This window comes from Kitasatospora sp. NPDC041917 (assembly GCF_055589745.1).
This window is the reverse complement of record NZ_JBVJBI010000004.1, coordinates 51,792-70,291: the sequence shown is the minus strand read 5'-3', so window position 1 is coordinate 70,291 and position 18,500 is coordinate 51,792. Positions and strand designations below refer to the sequence as shown.

At 73.8% G+C, this 18,500-nt stretch carries 15 protein-coding genes; 5 read left to right on the top strand and 10 right to left on the bottom strand.

The features are described from left to right. Positions 1 to 481: 481 nt before the first annotated feature. Positions 482 to 1,729, bottom strand: a complete 1,248-nt coding sequence (purD, locus tag ACZ6EM_RS06035; protein ID WP_401054662.1) for a phosphoribosylamine--glycine ligase — start codon at positions 1,727 to 1,729, stop codon at positions 482 to 484. 367 nt (positions 1,730 to 2,096) lie between these two features. Between purD and ACZ6EM_RS06030 the strand changes: the two genes are divergently transcribed. Continuing rightward, entirely contained in the window at positions 2,097 to 2,882 is a 786-nt protein-coding gene (locus ACZ6EM_RS06030) for an SLATT domain-containing protein (protein WP_359897705.1), read from the top strand. Positions 2,883 to 2,899: 17 nt separating this feature from the next. On the opposite strand, the gene ACZ6EM_RS06025 is transcribed toward ACZ6EM_RS06030, so the two are convergent. From ACZ6EM_RS06025 to ACZ6EM_RS06015, 3 genes are all read right to left on the bottom strand, one after another. Then, on the bottom strand, positions 2,900 to 3,547 hold the full coding sequence (locus ACZ6EM_RS06025) for a hypothetical protein (protein ID WP_359897704.1): 648 nt from the start codon (positions 3,545 to 3,547) through the stop codon (positions 2,900 to 2,902). 115 nt (positions 3,548 to 3,662) lie between these two features. Beyond that, positions 3,663 to 4,682: a GntR family transcriptional regulator gene (locus ACZ6EM_RS06020; RefSeq protein ID WP_380541346.1), complete on the bottom strand. Its 1,020-nt coding sequence runs from the start codon at positions 4,680 to 4,682 to the stop codon at positions 3,663 to 3,665. A gap of 146 nt (positions 4,683 to 4,828) precedes the next feature. Continuing rightward, positions 4,829 to 5,626, bottom strand: a complete 798-nt coding sequence (locus tag ACZ6EM_RS06015; RefSeq protein WP_380541343.1) for a carbon-nitrogen family hydrolase — start codon at positions 5,624 to 5,626, stop codon at positions 4,829 to 4,831. Between the two features lie 174 nt (positions 5,627 to 5,800). On the opposite strand from ACZ6EM_RS06015, the gene ACZ6EM_RS06010 reads away from it, so the two are divergent. Further along, on the top strand, positions 5,801 to 6,622 hold the full coding sequence (locus ACZ6EM_RS06010; RefSeq protein WP_359897700.1) for a maleylpyruvate isomerase family mycothiol-dependent enzyme: 822 nt from the start codon (positions 5,801 to 5,803) through the stop codon (positions 6,620 to 6,622). A gap of 48 nt (positions 6,623 to 6,670) precedes the next feature. On the opposite strand, the gene ACZ6EM_RS06005 is transcribed toward ACZ6EM_RS06010, so the two are convergent. Together ACZ6EM_RS06005 and ACZ6EM_RS06000 are read right to left on the bottom strand one after the other, a co-directional pair. Continuing rightward, positions 6,671 to 7,963 carry an MFS transporter gene (locus ACZ6EM_RS06005; RefSeq protein WP_465771808.1) on the bottom strand — a complete coding sequence of 431 codons (1,293 nt, stop codon included), beginning with the start codon at positions 7,961 to 7,963 and terminating at the stop codon, positions 6,671 to 6,673. Between the two features lie 179 nt (positions 7,964 to 8,142). Next, positions 8,143 to 9,375 (bottom strand): M64 family metallopeptidase, encoded by a 1,233-nt coding sequence (locus ACZ6EM_RS06000; RefSeq protein WP_465771807.1) that lies wholly within the window; start codon positions 9,373 to 9,375, stop codon positions 8,143 to 8,145. Positions 9,376 to 9,739: 364 nt separating this feature from the next. Here ACZ6EM_RS06000 and ACZ6EM_RS05995 point away from each other — a divergent pair, with 364 nt between their 5' ends. Then, positions 9,740 to 10,675 (top strand): LPXTG cell wall anchor domain-containing protein, encoded by a 936-nt coding sequence (locus ACZ6EM_RS05995; RefSeq protein WP_452178186.1) that lies wholly within the window; start codon positions 9,740 to 9,742, stop codon positions 10,673 to 10,675. Between the two features lie 107 nt (positions 10,676 to 10,782). On the opposite strand, the gene ACZ6EM_RS05990 is transcribed toward ACZ6EM_RS05995, so the two are convergent. The 3 genes from ACZ6EM_RS05990 to pdhA are packed head-to-tail and all read right to left on the bottom strand — an operon-like array spanning position 10,783 to position 14,371. Beyond that, the gene (locus ACZ6EM_RS05990; protein ID WP_401053118.1) at positions 10,783 to 12,228 is read right to left on the bottom strand and encodes a dihydrolipoamide acetyltransferase family protein; all 1,446 of its coding nucleotides are present in this window, start codon (positions 12,226 to 12,228) and stop codon (positions 10,783 to 10,785) included. Positions 12,229 to 12,242: 14 nt separating this feature from the next. Then, on the bottom strand, positions 12,243 to 13,217 hold the full coding sequence (locus ACZ6EM_RS05985) for an alpha-ketoacid dehydrogenase subunit beta (RefSeq protein WP_396300480.1): 975 nt from the start codon (positions 13,215 to 13,217) through the stop codon (positions 12,243 to 12,245). Continuing rightward, positions 13,217 to 14,371 (bottom strand): pyruvate dehydrogenase (acetyl-transferring) E1 component subunit alpha, encoded by a 1,155-nt coding sequence (gene pdhA, locus ACZ6EM_RS05980; RefSeq protein WP_380353393.1) that lies wholly within the window; start codon positions 14,369 to 14,371, stop codon positions 13,217 to 13,219. The genes ACZ6EM_RS05985 and pdhA overlap by 1 nt, the downstream gene beginning before the upstream one ends. A 426-nt stretch (positions 14,372 to 14,797) precedes the next feature. Between pdhA and ACZ6EM_RS05975 the strand changes: the two genes are divergently transcribed. Together ACZ6EM_RS05975 and ACZ6EM_RS05970 are read left to right on the top strand one after the other, a co-directional pair. After that, positions 14,798 to 15,457 (top strand): response regulator transcription factor, encoded by a 660-nt coding sequence (locus tag ACZ6EM_RS05975; protein ID WP_359897693.1) that lies wholly within the window; start codon positions 14,798 to 14,800, stop codon positions 15,455 to 15,457. A 65-nt stretch (positions 15,458 to 15,522) separates the two neighbouring features. Beyond that, positions 15,523 to 16,623 carry a phosphotransferase gene (locus ACZ6EM_RS05970; protein ID WP_359897692.1) on the top strand — a complete coding sequence of 367 codons (1,101 nt, stop codon included), beginning with the start codon at positions 15,523 to 15,525 and terminating at the stop codon, positions 16,621 to 16,623. 74 nt (positions 16,624 to 16,697) lie between these two features. Here ACZ6EM_RS05970 and ACZ6EM_RS05965 read toward each other — a convergent pair whose 3' ends face one another. Then, positions 16,698 to 18,410, bottom strand: coding sequence for a protein kinase domain-containing protein (locus tag ACZ6EM_RS05965; RefSeq protein ID WP_401054555.1), 1,713 nt, complete (start codon positions 18,408 to 18,410; stop codon positions 16,698 to 16,700). Between the last annotated feature and the right edge of the window lie 90 nt (positions 18,411 to 18,500).

Genomic DNA, 18,500 nt, shown 5'->3' with positions numbered 1-18,500 from the left:
CGTCCCGGTGACACCGCCCGGTTGTTCCGGTGACGCCGCCCGGGTGTTCCGGTGACACCGCCCGGACGCCGGCGACCGGTCCGGTGCGAAGCACCCCGACGACCGACCGGCCGGACGCCGTCCAGCATCCCCCCGTGGGAGCACCGCTACCCGGCGGCGACCCCGGCGCACGGGCCCCGCGCACCGCGATCCAGCGCACCATAAGGCCGCGCGGCCGGTTGCGTCAGCCGGATGCGGGTGCTGTCACCCGATGGGCTGGAATCCGTCGGCCGAACGGTGCGTCGGCCCCCGTGGCCGCTCCGGCCCCGAAACGCCGGGAACGCTGCGCCCATGGGGTTGACCGGTGGGCGCGGATGTTCGAATCCCGCTCACCCCTGCTGGTAGGGGCGGCTGCGGGCCGCCGCCCCTACCTCGGTGGCACGCACCGCGGCCCCCGTGCGAGCGGTTCGCACGGGGGCCGCGGGCGGAGCGGGCGGGGGGCTCAGGCGGTGGCCGCCTTCAGCGCGATGTCGGTGCGGTGCTGGCCGCCCTTGAGGGAGATCCGGTCCACCGCGGCGTACGCGCGCTCGCGCGCCTCGGCCAGGTCGGTGCCGGTCGCGGTGACCGACAGGACGCGGCCGCCGGCGCTCAGCACCCGGCCGTCCTCGTCCGCCTTCGTCCCGGCGTGCAGCACGAACGCGGTGCCGTCCGCCTCCGCCTCGGCCAGGCCCTCGATCGGGTCGCCGGTGCGCGGGGCGTCCGGGTAGCCCTCGGAGGCGACGACCACGGTGACGGCCGCGCCCTCGTCCCAGCGCAGCGGCTCCAGCTGGTCCAGGCTTCCGGTGGCGGAGGCGAGCAGCACGCCCGCCAGCGGGGTGCGCAGCCGGGCCAGCACGACCTGGGTCTCCGGGTCGCCGAAGCGGGCGTTGAACTCGATCACCCGGGTGCCGCGCGAGGTGAGCGCCAGGCCCGCGTACAGCAGGCCGGAGAACTCGGTGCCGCGGCGGCGCAGCTCGTCCACGGTCGGCTGGAGGACGGTCTCCAGGACCTCCTCGACCAGCCCGGCGGGCGCCCACGGCAGCGGGGAGTAGGCGCCCATGCCGCCGGTGTTCGGGCCCTCGTCGCCGTCCAGCGCGCGCTTGAAGTCCTGGGCGGGCTGGAGCGGGACGACGGTGGTGCCGTCGGTGATCGCGAACAGCGAGACCTCGGGGCCGTCCAGGTACTCCTCGATGACCACGCGCTCGCAGCCGGCGGCGTGCGCCAGCGCGGCCTCGCGGTCGGAGGTGACCACGACGCCCTTGCCGGCGGCCAGGCCGTCGTCCTTGACCACGTACGGGGCGCCGAAGGCGTCCAGCGCCTCGGCGGCCTCGGCCGCGGTGGTGCAGACGTAGGACCGGGCGGTGGGGACGCCGGCCGCGGCCATCACATCCTTGGCGAAGGCCTTCGAGCCCTCCAGTTCGGCGGCCGCGGCGGACGGACCGAACACCGGGACGCCGGCCGCGCGCACGGCGTCCGCGACGCCGGCCACCAGCGGGGCCTCCGGGCCGACCACCACCAGGGCGGCACCGAGCCGGCCGGCCAGCGCGGCGACCTGCGCGCCGTCCAGCTGGTCGACCGGGTGGACCGTCGCGACCTGCGCGATCCCGGCGTTGCCCGGGGCACAGTGCAGTTCGGTCACTGCGGGATCTTGGGACAGGGAGCGGCACAGGGCGTGTTCGCGGGCGCCGCCGCCGATGACGAGGACCTTCACGCCTGGCAGCGTAGTCGGTGGCCTGTTCCGGCCGCTCCCCGGTCCCGTCGGATCCTCCAGCGGAGGAGCTCCGTACGCCGAGGATGTCGGAGGATCCTCCAAGCCCGACGGGGCCGGTTCGGCGGTGGGTGGTCGGGTCACGACGTCGGGTCACCGGGCCCTCGCTCGGACGGGTGAAATCTCGCCGCCTCCCGCAACCCGCCCACCTCGGGTTCCGTTGGCCGAAACCGGTAACGATCAGCGGAGAAGCGCCCCCACGGTCAGCCATTTGGCGGTAAGAAGTGCTGTTGGAGAACCACCGGCGGACACCACGTCAGCCGTTGCGCCGACAGAGCCAGCAGTCCGCCCGCCACAGGGAGCCCCACAGGTGAGCCAGCCGGAAATGCAGCCCGAGGAGAGTGCCTGGGGCAAGGAGATCGGTGAGGAGGACCCGCCCGCCGCCGCCGTCGTCCGACGGGCCTCCACCCGCCAGCGGGCCGATCTGAGCACCCGCCAGTTCCCGCTGGGGGACTGGGGCGAGCCCGCCGAACGGCTGGAGGAGCTCTACCGCTGGTCCGAGGAGCGGGCGGTCGAGGCGATCGAGTGGTACCGCCGGGACCGCGTCTGGAAGCGCCGCTGGGCCCGCGTGCTGCGGTTCGGCGCGGCCGGCTTCGCGGTGGGCGGGGTGACCGCCCCGCTGGTCGACCTGGCCGGCGCCTTCGCGCACGGCACCGGCTGGGGCTACGTCGGCTTCGCGCTCTCCGCCGCCTGCCTGGCCACCGACCGGGTCTTCGGTCTCACCTCCGGCTGGATGCGGGACGTCTCCACCGGCCAGGCCCTGCAACGCCGCCTGGAGGCCTTCCAGTTCGACTGGGCGTCGGAGTGCGTGCGCGAGGTGCTCGGCCCGACCGAGGGCACTGCGGGCGAGGCCGCCGAGCGCTGCCTGGGCGTGCTGCGACGGTTCTGCGAGGACGTCTCGGACATGGTCCGCTCCGAGACCTCGGAGTGGATGCTGGAGTTCCGCGCCTCGATGACCCAGCTGCCCACCCAGTCCGGCGGGGCCTGGGGCGGGCGCAGCGAGCCCGGGGTGGGCGCCCAGGTGCGGGTGCTGCCGCCGCCGGGCACCCGGCCCACCATGCCGCGCCAGCGGCCGCCGGAGGGGCCGCTGCGCTAGAACCTGTCCGCCCGGGGTCAGGCGAAGACGATCATCGAACCCTGGGTGACGCTCCTGGTCGCCGCCGCGTACAGGCCCGACCAGGCGTGCCGCTCCCGGGCGAAGGGGTGGACGTCGTCGATCGGCGGCCCGAACGGCTGCTCCAGGCCGGTCGGGCCGAGCGGCCGGGTCGGGTCCGGCGGGTTGAGCGGGTCGATGCCCAGCGCCGGTGCGACGGCCTGGAGTTCGCGCAGCAGCCCGTGGCTGGAGCCGAGCGGGCCGCCGGCGGCGAGCAGCGTATCGTCCACCAGCGGCACCGCGAACTCGACCGGCACGTACGCGCCGGCGTGGTCGAAGTGCCAGACCAGGTGCGACTGTTCGGCGCTGCTCTCGAACATCTCCAGCAACTGCTCGTAGTCGCCGCCGAGCGCGTCGACCGGGGTGATGTCCAGGCCGGTGAGGCCCAACAGGTAGGCGCGGCGCAGGAAGTGCAGCGAGTCGTAGTCGAAGGCGGCTATCGGCTCGACCGCGCCGCTGATGCCCGGGACGAACCGGTAGACCGGCACCTCGGGCAGCCCGCGCGAGGCCAGCACCGAGTTGTAGAGCGCGAGGTCGTCCCGGAAGGGGTTGTCGGGGCTGTGGCTCAGCGCGTCCACCAGCGGGACGAGCCAGAGGTCGCAGGCCATGGCCGGCAGTTCCTCTCCGGAGGCGGGGATCGCCCGCGCGGGCGGGGCGACGACGGGGGTCGGGTCGGTACCCGGACGGCCTTTCAGGAGGCGCCCGGTCCGATGACCGCCCACCCTACCGGCCCGGCGCGGCGTGCGGGTCGGGCCGTCCCCGAGGGGCCTCCGGGGGCGGTTCGGACAGCCGTCGGCCGAACCGGCCGTACGGCACCGTGCGCGGCTGCGGCACCAGCCCGAGGCCCAGTCCCAGCTCACGGCCGAGCTCCCGGCCCACCTCGGCGCTGCGGGTCCGCCCGGTGCGGGCCGCACCGGGCCCGGCACCGGGCTCGGGCTCGTCGCCCGGCTCCGGCGGGGCCGCCGGCGCGGGCGGCGGTTCGACCGGCACCGGCGCCGGCTCCTCCCCGACGAACTCGGTGAGCAGGTCCAGGACGGTCACCGACTCCAGCGGCTGCCCGGCCAGCCCGGCCAGCAGCCGGACGGTGTACAGGTTGTACTCGCAGATGATCCGGTGCGCGCCGATCGCGTCGCGGGCCTCGATCGCCGCGACCAGGTCCGGGTGGCGCTCCCAGCAGATCCCGCCCAGCGCGGGCAGCTCCCGCAGGTAGGGCGCGGCGAACATCCAGGACTGCACCCGCAGCCAGTCCAGGTAGTCGGCGATCCGGCGGTTGCCGAGCAGCGCGCCGACCTCCTGCCAGAACCGGCGGTCGCAGCCCACCATGACGTCCAGGTTCCCGGCCCGGGCCGCCCGCACCGCCGCGTCGGCCCGCCGGTGCAGCGAGGGCAGCCGGCCGAGGTCGGGCAGTGCCCGGCGGGTGGCGTACTGGCGGTGGAAGCTGTCGGTGATCAGCACCCGGGACTCGAAGATCTCCAGGAAGTCGTCCCACCCCAGCTCGGGCACGGTGAAGCCGCGGTGGTGCTCGGCCCGCAGCAGGCCCTGCGCGCCGAGGTCGACCAGGGCCTCGCGGGCCGGGGTCGCGGAGACGCCGTACAGCTCGGCGATCTCCTTGACGGTGAAGTTGCGGCCGGCCGCGAGCCGGCCGGCCATCATCTCCTCGCGCAGCGCGCCGGCGATCTGCTCGCGCAGGCTGTTGCGGTGGATGACGGGGCGGGGGGTGTCGCCTGCGCCGTTGTCAGGCATGGGGCGACCTCCTCGGGCGGCCTACCGTGCCGGCCCTCGTCCGGGCCGGCGGGGAACACGACGAGTGCTCATCTTCTCAAACCCGACCGACCCAGGTACGAACCAACCCTCCGGAACCCCGTCCCCGGCGCCCCGCCCACCCCCGCTCAGCGCTGGACCGGCGCCGGAATCCCCAGCAGACGGTCCCGCAGCACCGGGAACTCCGCGCGCGCCTTCGCCACCTCGGCCGGATCGAACTCGACCGTCAGGACCTCCTCGCCCGCCCCCGCCTCGGCCAGCACCCGGCCCCACGGGTCCACCACGATGCTGTGCCCGGCCTGCTCGACCCCGGCGTGCGTCCCGGCGGTGTTGCAGGCCAGCACGAAGGCCTGCTCCTCCACCGCCCGGGCCCGGGCCAGCAGCGTCCAGTGCTCGCGCCGCCGGGCGGGCCAGGCCGCCGGCACCACCAGCAGCTGCGCCCCGGCGTCCAGCAGCGCCCGGAACAGCTCCGGGAAGCGCAGGTCGTAGCAGGTGGCCAGGCCCAGCGTGGCGAAGTCGGTGGGCGCGGTGACGATCTCCTGCCCGGCGCCCATCACCACCGCCTCGCCGCTGTCGAAGCCGAAGCGGTGGATCTTGCGGTACGTGTGCACCAGCTCGCCGTCCGGGGAGAACAGCAGCGAGGTGTTGTAGATCGGCCCGTCCGGATCGCGTTCGACGACCGAACCGGCGTGCAGCCAGACCCCGGCGGCCCGCGCGGCGGCCGACATCACGTCCGAGGTGGGCCCGTCCAGCGTCTCCGCGCCGTCCGACCAGAGGTCGTAGGCGAAGCCGCCGAGCGGCCACAGCTCCGGGAGCACCACCAGGTCGGCGCCCTGCTGTGCCCGTACCAGGGCCGCCGCCCGAGCCCTCCGCTCGGCGGGCGGCTCCTCGTCGGAGACCGCGAGTTGGATCAATGAAGCGCGCACAGTACCACCGTCCACGGCAAGAGACCTACGATCGTCACCCGAAAGCGCTGCCCAGCTGTCTCCCGGCAGCGTAACGTGCGGTTAGCGTGCGCGCCCGGAAAGCCGGACCATCCCGGTCGGCCGTGACGGCGGGGCGCAGGCGGCAAGGAAGCTGACGGAGGGCCGGAGATTCCCGTGACGGACAACCAGACCGTGCAGGCTTACACCGAGGCGTGGACCCAGACCATCGAGTCCATATCGGAGCTGGTCGCCCCCCTTCCCGAGGGCTCCTGGAACCGGGCCACCGAGTGCCCCGGCTGGTCCGTCCGCGACGTCGTCTCGCACGTGATCGCGGTCGAGTCCGACCTGCTCGGCGACCCGCGCCCGATCCACTCGCTGCCGCGTGACCTCCGTCACGTCACCACCGAGTTCGCCCGCTACGTCGAGCTGCCGGTCGACAAGCGCCGCTGCCACACCGCCCTGGAGATGACCGGCGAGCTGGAGTACACGATCATCCGCCGCTCCCGGGCGCTGCGGAACGCCAAGCAGACGCCCGAGGAGCCGGTGCGCTGGCCGGCCGGGCCGCTGGCCAGGGACGTCCCGTACCACGAGCTGCTGCGGATGCGGGCCTTCGACGTCTGGGTGCACGAGCAGGACCTGCGCCGGGCCCTGGAGACCCCGGGCAACCTGGACGCCCCGGCCGCCCTGATCACCCGGGACCTGCTGCTGGAGCTGCTGCCCAAGGCCGTCGCCAACAAGGCCGGGGCCCCGGCCGGGACGGCCCTGGTGCTGGACGTCACCGGCCCGGTGGAGTTCCTGCGCACCGTCCGGGTGGACGCCACCGGCCACTGCACCGTGGACGAGTCGATCAGCCTGGCCCCCGACGTCCAGCTCACCATGGACTGGGAGACCTACCTGCGGCTCGCCTGCGGCCGCGGCCGGCCCGGCCCGGTCTCCGTCGAGGGCGACCGGGAGCTGGCCGAGCGGGTGCTGGCCAACTTCTCGGTCACCATCTGAGGCCCGGGGCCGTACGGGCCGTCGCCCGGGGCCCGTCCGGCCCCGGGCTCAGCCCGCCTGCGCCGCGACCTTCCGGCGCAGCCGCAGGATCATCGCCGTGCCCACCGCCAGCGGGACGTACTGCCAGCAGAACGCCCAGCGGAAGGCGGTGGCCGAGTACGACCCGGCGCCGTCCGGGGAGAGCGCGTCCAGCAGCACGCCGATGCCGAACAGGGTGATCATCGTGCCGATGAAGCCGCCCATGTTGACGATCCCCGACGCGGTGCCGAGCCGCTCCGCGGGGTTGCGGGCGCGCGCGTAGTCCAGGCCGACCAGCGAGGCCGGGCCGTTGCTGCCCATCACCAGGATGATTCCGACCAGCAGCCAGGCCGGCGGGTGGCCGCCGGGCCAGGCCAGCACCAGCGCCCAGCCGAGCGCGGTGGTCGCGACGACGGTCAGCACGATCGGCATCCGGGCCCGCGCCGAGACGGAGAGCAGCCGGCCGAAGACGAAGCCGAAGGTCATGTTGCTGAGCACCAGCAGGGTCAGCAGCCCGCCGGCCCCGGCCCGGGACATCCCCTGGGCCTGCACCAGGTAGGGCAGGCCCCAGAGCAGGCCGAAGGCGTTGCCGGGGAACTGGGTGGTGAAGTGGATCCAGAGCCCGAGCCGGGTGCCCGGCTCCCGCCAGCAGGCGAGGACCTGCCGGCCGACCTTCGGCCGCGCCGCGGCCGCCCCGGGCCGGACGACGGCCTCCTGGTGGGGCGCGTCCCGCAGGAGGAACGCGACCGGCGCGAACACCACCGAGCCCAGCAGCGCGATCGCGGTGAAGGTGGGCGTCCAGCCCTCGCTGTGCAGCGCCCTGGCGAGCACCACGGTGGTGACCAGGTTGCCGCCCATCCCGGCCAGGCCGGTCAGCTGGGCCACGAACGGGTTCCGGGCCGCCGGGAACCACCGGGCGGCGATCCGCAGCACGCTGATGAAGGTCATCGCGTCGCCGCAGCCGAGCACCGCGCGGGAGGCCAGCGCGGGGCCGAAGTCGGAGCTGAACGCGAAGGCCAGCTGGCCGGCGCTCAGCAGCACGACGCCGGACAGCAGCACCCGGCGCGGCCCGTACCGGTCGACCAGCAGGCCGACCGGGATCTGCATGGCCGCGTAGACCAGCACCTGGAGGATCGAGAAGGTGGAGAGCGCCGAGGCGCCGATGCCGAAGCGGTCGGCGGCGTCCAGTCCGGCCACCCCGAGGCTGGTGCGGTGGATGACGGCCAGGATGTAGACACTGACCCCGATGGACCAGGCGAGCCAGGCCGCCCGGCCGCCGGGCGGCGCGGACGCGCGCACGGACACCGGCGCGGAAACGGACACGGGCGCGGGTACGGGCGCGGCCGGGGGGTCGGCGATGAGCCGGGGAGCGGGGACGGACGGGGACGGGGCTGGGCGAGCGGGCTCCACGGTCATAGTCCGACCAGATTAGTCATCCCATGATGGGACGCTCTGACCCGGGGGCGCGGGACCGGGCCTCAGCCGGTCAGCCGGTCAGCCGGTCAGCCGGTCAGCGTCCAGGACACCGAGCGGGTCATGGAGCGCTCCCGGAAGGCCTCGTCCCGCACCCAGTCGGTGGTGTCCCGGACGGTCGCCGTCACGGTGGCCGTCCGGCCCGGGGCCAGCTCCAGCCGGGCGGTGTCCAGCCAGGAGCCGTCGGCGGACTGCGGGGCCACCGGCACGCCGTCCACCTTCCATTCCACCTTCAGCTGCCGCGGGCCGGTCAGCGGCAGCGGCCGGACGTCGAGCCGGGGCCGCCCGGACACCTCGCCGGGAGTCGGCACCGGGGCGTCGGTCGGCCGGACCCTGCGGTACAGCTCCTCGATGATCGCCTCGCGCGAGGGGAGGTTGTACGCGCTGCCCAGGGTGCGCATCACCGAGTCCGGGGTGGGCCGGTAGAGGCCGTTGGCGCTGCGGTACGCCCCGATCACGCCGGCCCCGTCCGGGGACTCGGCGCCCAGCCAGCGCCACCACTTGGTCTGCTTCCTGCGCATGTCGTCGGCGTTGAGGGTGGCGAGGTTCGGGTAGTCGGCGTCGTCCGGGGCGCTGTCGTACTCGTCTCCGAGGTCCCCCACGGTGTGCCCGATCTCGTGCTGGATGATCCGCCCGGCGTCCGGGCTGCCGCCCGCCAGGGTGGTCACCCCGGTGCCGCCGGCGCCGCCGTACTCGGTGGAGTTGGCCAGCGCTATCAGGTACTGCGGCCCGGCGCCGTTGCCCGCGTAGCGAGCGGTGGCGGACTCGTCGGCGCAGAGCAGCCGGGCGGTGCCCTCGCACCAGAAGTGCATGCCGAGCGGGGTGGCGGTCCTGCGGCCGCGGCTCTCGGACTCGGCGATCCCGGAGACCGGGGAGACCACCTCGACCCGCCTGATGTTGAAGAAGCCCTGGTAGGTGCGGAAGGGCTCGATGTCCATCAACGCGTGCCAGGCCTTGTCGGCCTGCTGCCGGAAGAGCTCCTGCTCGTCGGCCGTGTAGCCGTCGCCGAGCAGCACCAGGGTGATCCGGTTGGCCGGGTCCCCGGTGCGGCGTATGTCGACCGTCGGGGCGGCCGCGGATATCCGCTGGTCGGCCTGGAGGGCCGTGTGCGGCGGCACCGCGCGGTCGGCCGGGGCCCCCGGACCGATCACTCCGAACGGCGGGGGGCCGGTCAGTTCCAGGGCGGCCGGGAGGGCGGCGGCGGACACCAGCATGAGTGCGGCCAGACTCCGGACGAGACGGCCAGGGTTGCCAGGCGGCATGCGGGTGCGTCCTCCGGGAGCCGGTCACCCGGTGTCGCCCGGGTGATGGAGCGGAGACGTACCCGGGCGGCCGGGACTCCCCTATCCGGCCGCGAAAAAGTCACCGACCTGGCCGAACGATCCGCACATTTCGGATCATCCAGGTCATACCAACCATTCCTCGGGCCGTCGTCGGGACCCGCCGGAGAAGCCCGAAAAAATTTCGGAACCCGTCTGCAACCCCCCGCGGGGATGCGCGTCTATACGGATGAAGGCACGGAGAGCGAGACCGGCGGAGCCGGGGGGCGCTTCCGCTCACGAGGAGCGGAGCCGGTCGTCTTCACCCACTCACACCATCAGCACGTCGACCCTGGGGACTCACGTCATGCGCATGCCCGTTATCACCCGTTTTGCGAAGAACGACCGCGCGCTCTCCGGCCGCCGCCGCATCGCCACCGTCGCCGCCACCGTCGTCCTCGCCGGCGGCGTCCAGTTCCTCGCCACCGACACCGCCTGGGCCTGCGGCGACCACCGGCTCGGCGGCGCGTACGAGGCCCCGACCAACGTTCCCGGGCTCTCCCCCGACACCGCCATCACCTCGGCCAAGTCCTCGGTGGTCGCGGACGGCAGCTGGAACGAGGTCTCCCTCAAGGTCACCAACAAGGCCGCCGAGGACGCCCACGGCATGGAGCCCTTCCTCGGCCTCGTCACCCCGGGCCCGGGCGCCGCGGCCCGCCTCAAGGACGTCAGGATCCAGTACCTGGACTACACCGGCGCCTGGAAGAACCTCCAGCTGCAGGACGGCTGCATGCGCTCCGTCGAGGTCACCGGCTCCCAGCGCCAGCGCATGGCCGCCAACAGCTCCGACACCTTCAAGTTCCGCTACTCGCTGGCCGCCGCCACCCCCGCCGGCGTGACCACGATCAACCTGTTCGCCTCGGCGGAGATGGCCGGCTCCCAGGGCCCCGGCAGCTCGGACTTCAAGACGGTCAAGGTGACCCACCCCCAGGGCACCGCCACTGCCAAGCCGACCACCACTGCCAAGCCGACCACCCCGGCCAAGCCCAAGCCCGCGCCCACCAAGGCCGCCGAGCCCGCCGAGCCCGCCGTCGACCGGACCGGGGACACCGCTCCGGCCGCCCCCGCCACCCAGGCCCCGAAGGCGTCGGCCCCGGCCACCACCGCCCCCGCGGGCACCCCCGAGCTGGCCCGGACCGGCTCCTCCTCCGCCAACACCTTCCTCGCCCTCGGCTCCGCCCTCTTCCTCGCCCTCGGAGCGGGCGTCCTGGTCGCCGTCCGTCGACTCCGTCCCCAGCGCTAGTCGACGGGCGGTACACCGAAGGGGCCCTCCTCCGCACGGCGGTGCGGAGGAGGGCCCCTTCGTCGGTTTCTTCGGTCCCGCCGGTTCCTTCGGTCCCGTCGGTTCCGTCAGCCCCAGGTGATCAGGCGCTTCGGGCGCTCCAGCAGCCCGGCCACGTCGGCCAGCACCTTGGAGCCCAGCTCCCCGTCCACCAGGCGGTGGTCGAAGGAGAGCGCCAGCGTGGTCACCTGACGCGGGACCACCTTGCCCTTGTGCACCCACGGCAGTTCCCGGACCGCCCCGAAGGCCAGGATGGCGGCCTCGCCCGGGTTGAGGATCGGGGTGCCGGTGTCGACGCCGAAGACGCCGACGTTGGTGATGGTGACCGTCCCGCCCTGCATGTCGGCCGGCGAGGTCTTGCCCTGACGGGCGGTCTCGACCAGCTCGCCGAGCGAAGCGGCCAGCCCGGCGAGGGTCCTGGACCCGGCGTCCTTGATGTTCGGGACGATCAGGCCGCGCGGGGTGGCCGCGGCGATGCCCAGGTTCACCTGGCCCTTGAGGACGATCTCCTGGGCCGCCTCGTCCCACTGCGCGTTGATCCCGGGGTGCCGCTTGATCGCGGTGAGCAGCGCCTTCGCGACGATCAGCAGCGGGCTGACCCGGACGTCCCGGCCCAGCTCCCCGCTCTCCTTGAGCCGGCGGACGAACTTCATCGTGCGGGTCACGTCGACCTGCACGAACTCGGTGACGTGCGGGGCGGTGAAGGCCGAGGCCACCATCGCCTGCGCGGTCGCCTTGCGGACGCCCTTGATCGGCACCCGGACGTCGCCCGCGGCGGGCACCAGCACCTGCGGCGCGGCCGGCTCGGCCACGGCCGTTCCGGCCACCTCCGCCACCGCGGCGGCCGGAGCCGCCGGAGCGGCCTGAGCGGCGGCGTGGGCGTGCACGTCCTCGCGGGTGATCACGCCGTCCCGGCCGGTCGGGGTGACCGCGCGCAGGTCGACGCCGAGGTCCTTGGCCAGCTTGCGCACCGGCGGCTTGGCCAACGGCCGCTCCCCGCCGGGCACTTCGGCGACCGGCGCGGGCGCCGCGGGAGCCGGGGCGGCGACCGGGGCCGGAGCGGCCGCCGGAGCCGGCGTGGTCGCGGCGACCCTGGTGGTGGTCGTCCGCCGCGCCCGGCGCTGGGCGGTGCCGGTGCGCGGGCCGTACCCGACCAGCACCTCGCGCCGCTCGGGCTCGGCCTCCTCGGCCGGAGCCGGAGCCGGAGCCTGCGCCGGAGCCGCGGCGGGGGCGGCCGGAGCCGCGGCCCCCGCCTCCCCGGCGACCGCGATCGAGATGATCACGGTGCCGACGTCGACCGTCGCGCCCTCGGGGAAGTGCAGCTTCTCGACCACCCCGTTGAACGGGATGGGCAGTTCCACGGCCGCCTTGGCGGTCTCCACCTCGCAGACGACCTGCCCGTCGGTGACGGTGTCACCGGGCTTGACGTACCAGCTGAGGATCTCGGCCTCGGTGAGGCCCTCGCCCACGTCGGGCATCTTGAACTCGCGGAGCGAGCGAACTTCGGTGGTCATCTTCGCTCCCCGGTTCAGTACGCGAGCGCGCGGTCGACGGCGTCGAGCACGCGGTCCAGGTCGGGCAGGAAGGCCTCCTCGACCCGGGACGGCGGGTACGGCGCGTGGTAGCCGCCGACCCGCAGGACCGGTGCCTCCAGGTGGTAGAAGCACTTCTCGGTCAGCCGGGCGGCCAGCTCGGCGCCCATGCCCAGGAAGACCGGTGCCTCGTGCACCACGACGGCCCGACCGGTGCGCTTGACCGACTCCTCCAGGGCGGCGAAGTCCACCGGGGAGAGCGAGCGCAGGTCGACGACCTCCAGCCGGCGGCCGTCCTCCTCGGCGGCCGCGGCGGCCTCCAGGCAGACCTTGACCATCGGGCCGTACGCGATCAGCGTCGCGTCGGTGCCGGGCCGGACGATCCGGGCGTCGTGCAGGCCCAGGTCCGCGGCGTCGCCGACCTCGCCCTTGTCCCAGTAACGGCGCTTGGGCTCCAGGAAGATGACCGGGTCGTCGGACTCGATCGACTGCCGCAGCATCCAGTGCGCGTCGTGCGCGCTGGCCGGGGTGACCACGCGCAGACCGGCGGTGTGCGCGAAGTAGGCCTCGTGCGACTCGCTGTGGTGCTCGACCGCGCCGATGCCACCCGCGTAGGGGATGCGCACGGTGACCGGCAGCTTGACGTGGCCCAGCGCACGGGCGTGCATCTTGGCCAGCTGGGAGACGATCTGGTCGAAGGCCGGGTAGACGAAGCCGTCGAACTGGATCTCCACGACGGGACGGTAGCCGCGCAGCGCCAGACCGATCGCGGTGCCCATGATGCCGGACTCGGCGAGGGGGGTGTCGATCACCCGGTCCTCGCCGAAGTCCTTCTGGAGGCCGTCGGTGATCCGGAAGACGCCGCCGAGCTTGCCGATGTCCTCGCCCATCAGGACGGTCTTCGGGTCGTTCTCCAGCGACTTGCGCAGCGCTCCGTTCAGCGCCTTGGCGATGCTCAGCTGACCGGCCATCAGTGGTTCTCCCCCGCCTCGAAGGAGGCCGCGTACTCGGCGTACTCGGCCCGTTCCTCATCGACCAGCGTGTGCGGCTCGCTGTACACGTGGTCGAAGATCAGGGTCGGGTCCGGGTCCGGCATGCCGCGCACGCCCTCGCGCACCCGCAGCCCCAGCTGCTCGCTCTCGGCGTCGACGGCGGCGAAGAACGCCTCGTCGGCCAGGCCCTCCTTCTCCAGGAGGGCGCGGAGCCGGCTGATCGGGTCCTTGGCCTTCCAGGCCTCGGTCTCCTCGGCGTGCCGGTAGCGGGTGGGGTCGTCGGACGTGGTGTGGGCACCCATCCGGTAGGTGAACGCCTCGATCAGCACCGGGCCGTTGCCGCTGCGGGCGTGGTCGAGCGCCCAGCGGGTGACCGCCAGGCAGGCCAGCACGTCGTTGCCGTCGACCCGGACGCCGGGGAAGCCGAAGCCGGAGGCGCGGCGGTACAGCGGGATCTTGGTCTGGGTGGTGGTGGGCTCGGAGATCGCCCACTGGTTGTTCTGGCAGAAGAAGACCACGGGCGCGTTGTAGACCGAGGCGAAGGTGAAGGCCTCGTTGACGTCGCCCTGGCTGGAGGCGCCGTCGCCGAAGTACGCGATCACCGCGTCGTCGGCGCCGTCCTTGGTGATGCCCATCGCGTAGCCGGTGGCGTGCAGGGCCTGCGCGCCGATCACGATGGTGTACAGGTGGAAGTTCTTCTCGTTCGGGTCCCAGCCGCCGTGGTTCACGCCGCGGAACATGCCGAGCAGGTTCAGCGGGTCGACGTCGCGGCACCAGGCGACGCCGTGCTCGCGGTACGTGGGGAAGGCGTAGTCGCCGGGGCGCATGGCGCGGCCGGAGCCGACCTGGGCGGCCTCCTGGCCGAGCAGCGAGGCCCACAGGCCCAGCTCGCCCTGGCGCTGGAGCGCGGTGGCCTCGCCGTCGAACCGGCGCACCAGCACCAGGTCGCGGTAGAGGGCGAGCAGCTCCTCGGGAGTGGTGGTGAGGGGGTAGTCGGGGTGCTCGACCCGCTCGCCTTCCGGCGTGAGCAGCTGGACGAGCTCCGGCTGGGCGTCCTTGCCCTTGGCGCGGAGGGTGTCAGGGACGCCGGGGGCCGCCTTCTTGCGAGCCCTCGCCGTGCTTTTGACGGTCACGTTCACTCCTCGGTCTGTCCGGCCGCCCGGGGTCGCCGGTGACCGGTCCGGTCACCGCCTCGCGGGGCGCGCGTGGGTGTGCGCTCCCACTGCGGGGCAGGTGGTGATCCTGTTCCGACGGCGTCCCTCACGAGAACGTTACCCAGCGTCCGCCCTCGACGCGCTTGCGCTAGGACGTCCTACTTGTTCAGGGCCTACAACCCCGAGGGTGCCGCGATCGGCTCGCCGTCGGAAGGGTGGGGGTGACGGTCGGCGTGACGCAGCTCTCAATTCGAGCGCCTTCAGGACACCAGCGCACGTTATCCGGGCGGAAGCCCGTGCGTAAGGGGGTTCTCGGTATCGGTTTCGGACGGCTCTGGCCGGATCACGTCGTGACCGGGGTACGGGTGATAGGTCTTTCGTACGGTGGTATGGGAGGCTTTGGACGTGACTGATAACGGACAAATCAGGGTATTCCTGCTCGACGATCACGAGGTCGTCCGGCGGGGCGTGCACGATCTGCTCTCGGTCGAGGACGACATCGAGGTGGTCGGCGAGGCCGGCACGGCCGCCGAGGCGCTCACCCGGATCCCGGCGGTCCACCCGGACGTGGCGGTGCTCGACGTCCGGCTGCCGGACGGCAACGGGGTCGAGGTCTGCCGCGAGATCCGGTCCAGGCTGCCGGAGATCAAGTGCCTGATGCTGACCTCGTTCTCGGACGACGAGGCGCTGTTCGACTCGATCATGGCCGGCGCCTCCGGCTACGTGCTGAAGGCGATCCGCGGCACCGACCTGATCACCGCCGTCCGGGACGTCGCGGCCGGCCGCTCGCTGCTCGACCCGATCGCCACCAGCAGGGTGCTCGCCCGGCTGCGCGACGGCGGGGAGAAGGAGGACGAGCGGCTCGCCCAGCTCACCAAGCAGGAGCGGCGGATCCTGGATTTGATCGGCGAAGGTATGACAAATCGTCAGATCGGCAACGAGTTGCACCTGGCCGAGAAGACGGTGAAGAACTACGTCTCGAGTCTGCTCGCCAAGATGGGCATGGAGCGGCGCACCCAGGCGGCCGCCTTCGTGGCGCGGCACCAGGCCGACCACCAGTACTGACCGCACGACTGCACAGAACTGACGGCTTGTCAAGGGCCCCCGCAAGGGGGCCATAACCTCTGCACGTGACTTTCAGCCAGACCCTCGCCTGCGCCCCGGCCCGCCCCGACCTCTCCGCACCGCCGATGGGGACCCTCAGCCCACCCGTCCCGCTGGGCGCGCTCGCCGAGGTACTGGCCCGCTACCGGACAGGACGGCTGCTGACCGCCGAACCGGTCGCCGAGGGCCTGCTGAACCGGGGGTACCTGGTCACCACCGAGGCCGGTCCGTACTTCCTGAAGTGCTACGTCGACTCCGCCACCGCCAGCCGCCCGAAGATCGTCGCCCACCACCGCGCGATGGCCGCGCTGAACGCCCTCGGACTGCCCGTCGCGCCCCCGCTGGCCTGCGCCGAACGGTCCGGCACGGTGGCCTCGTGGGGCGGCCGGCTGTTCGCGCTGTTCCCCTGGGTCGAGGGCCGGCACCGGCACGGCGGCGAGCTCGAACCGTCGCAGTGCGACGCGCTCGGCACGCTGCTCGGCCGACTGCACGGCGCACTCGACGATGTCTGCGCCCCCCTCGAACAACCCGCCGGATACCGGAGCGCCGACGCCGTCGACAGCGCCGCCCTCGCCCACGACCTGCGACGACGCGCCCGCGAGCAGCACCCCGCCGGGGAGCTGGACGCCCTGGTGGTGGAACGGCTCACGGAACGGCTGGAACTGCTCGCCGAGCACGCCCACCGCCGCCCCGCCCCGGCGGCCGCGCCCCCCACCGGCTGGACCCACGGCGACTTCCACGGCCTCAACCTGCTGTACGACGACGGCCCGCGGGGCGGCCGGGTGACGGCCGTCCTGGACTGGGACAAGCTCGGCCCGCAGCCACGCGCCGAGGAGGCGGTCCGGGCCGCCACGCTGCTCTTCAACGACCGCTCGTCCGGCGTCCTCGACCTGGTCCGGGTCCGCCGCTACTCACAGGCCTACCGGGCCTCCGGCGCCGCCACCGCCGAGCACCTGGCCGCCGCCGTCCACCGGGTCTGGTGGGAGCGGCTGAACGACTTCTGGATGCTGCAGTGGCGCTACCAGCGGGCCGACCACCGGGCCGACCCGCTCTACCCCGCCTCCGCCGGGCAGCTGGCGTGGTGGTGCCAGGAGTACGAACAGGTCCTGGACGCCTTCGCCAACTGACCGCGTCCACCGGCCGGTCCGGCCGACCCGCGAGGTCGGCAGGACCGGCCGAGGCGGGTCAGCCGGTCGGCCGGTCAGCCGGTCCCGGGCTGCGCGGGCAGCGAGGCCGGCGGCGTCACCGGCGGGATCGTCTTGGTCGGCAGCGGGTTCGGCGGCGGCGTGTTGCCGCCCCCGCCCGGCGTCGAGCCACCGGTCGAGGACGCCGTCGACGCGGACGTCTGCGTGTGGCTCGCGCTCCCGGTCGGTGTCGGGGTCGGCGTGTTGTGCTTGCCCCAACCCGGCGACGGCGACATGTTGTTGCCGCTGTTCCCGGTGGTGTTCCCGGCGGTGTTGGGGTCGGTCGGCTGCTGCGGCTTCTTGCTGCCGGAGCCCGAGGCGGGCGGGGGCGTCAGGCCGCTCTGGACCGGCACGGGCGTGTCGCTGCTGGTGACCGCCGGGGGCTGCGTCGGGGACACCGTGGGGTCGACCGTGTCGTTGCCGCTGAGCGCGAAGGCGATGCCCGCGCTGGCCGCGACCAGCACGGCGATCGCACCGGCCACCCAGGCCCACGGCCCGCGCCGCCGGCCGCCGCCGTCCTCCTCGCCAGGGCCGTCGCCGTACGGGCCGCCGGCCGCCGGGTAGGGCGACGAGGGGGTGTGCGGGCCGCCCGTCGGGTACGGCAGCACGGAGGTCTGGTCGCCCGGGCGCACCGCGCCGAAGGCCGCGGTGGCCGCGGCCTGGTCCGGCCGGAGCACCTGGGTCGCGCCGGTGTCGCCCGCGGTCGCGCCGACCCAGCCGGCCCCGCCCGCGCCGTGCATCTCGCGCAGCGCGTGCTGCACGTGGGCGCGGAACTCGTCGGCGTCCTGGAAGCGGTCGTCCGGGTTCTTGGCGAGCGAGCGCAGCACCAGCGGGTCGAGCCCGGTCGGCACCCGGCCGTTGGCCTGCGAGGGCGGCAGCGGCGGGTCCTGGACGTGCTGGTAGACCACCGACAGCGGGGTGTCACCGGTGAACGGCGGGCGCAGCGTGAGCAGTTCGTAGAGCATGCAGCCGGCCGCGTACAGGTCCGAGCGGTGGTCGACCGGCTTGCCGAGCGCCTGCTCGGGCGAGAGGTACTGCGGGGTGCCCATGACCATGCCGGTCTGGGTCATCGTGGTCGCCCCGCCGGTGAGCGCCCGGGCGATGCCGAAGTCCATCACCTTGACCGCGCCGGCGTTGGTGATGCTCACGTTGGCGGGCTTGATGTCACGGTGGACGATGCCGTTGCGGTGGCTGTAGGCGAGCGCCTCCAGCACCCCGGCGATGATGATCAGCGCCTGGTCGACCGGCGGCGCCTCCTCGTCCGCCAGGAGCTCGCGGACGGTGCGGCCCTCGACCAGCTCCATCACGATGTACGGCGTGGACTCGTCCCCGACGTACTCCTCGCCGGTGTCGTAGACCGCGACGATCGAGTGGTGGTTGAGCGCGGCGACGGCGTGTGCCTCGCGGGTGAAGCGCAGCCGGGCGACGTCGTCCTGGGCCAGCTCGCCGCGCAGCAGCTTGACCGCGACGGTGCGGCCGAGCCGCACGTCCTCGGCGGCGAACACCTCGGCCATGCCGCCACGGCCGAGCCGGTAGGTCAGCCGGTAGCGGCCGTCGCCGACGGTGCTCAGCGGCACGGCGGTGCCGCGGCCCGGGGTCTGCGGACCGCCGAACGGCGGCAGCGCCGAGGTCTGGGCCTCGCTGCCGGGCTCGGGAATCCTCGGGGTCCCGCCGGTCCGGCCGACCGCTCGGACACCCGCGTCGTCGTCCGGCTGCTGCGTCTGTGCCATCGCTCCTCGCCCCGGGCGTTCGCTCGGATCGCGCTGCCCTGTCGCTTACGTATCCCCGAACGCTACCGCTTCCGGCGGACGGACGCGGCA

Bases quoted from the DNA above. Each gene is read 5' to 3' on its own strand.
- ACZ6EM_RS05985 (WP_396300480.1), bottom strand. From the start codon at position 13,217: ATGGCCGGTCAGCTGAGCATCGCCAAGGCGCTGAACGGAGCGCTGCGC.
- ACZ6EM_RS05990 (WP_401053118.1), bottom strand. From the start codon at position 12,228: ATGACCACCGAAGTTCGCTCGCTCCGCGAGTTCAAGATGCCCGACGTG.
- ACZ6EM_RS05995 (WP_452178186.1), top strand. From the start codon at position 9,740: ATGCGCATGCCCGTTATCACCCGTTTTGCGAAGAACGACCGCGCGCTC.
- ACZ6EM_RS06000 (WP_465771807.1), bottom strand. From the start codon at position 9,375: ATGCCGCCTGGCAACCCTGGCCGTCTCGTCCGGAGTCTGGCCGCACTC.
- ACZ6EM_RS06020 (WP_380541346.1), bottom strand. From the start codon at position 4,682: ATGCCTGACAACGGCGCAGGCGACACCCCCCGCCCCGTCATCCACCGC.
- ACZ6EM_RS06025 (WP_359897704.1), bottom strand. From the start codon at position 3,547: ATGGCCTGCGACCTCTGGCTCGTCCCGCTGGTGGACGCGCTGAGCCAC.
- ACZ6EM_RS05965 (WP_401054555.1), bottom strand. From the start codon at position 18,410: ATGGCACAGACGCAGCAGCCGGACGACGACGCGGGTGTCCGAGCGGTC.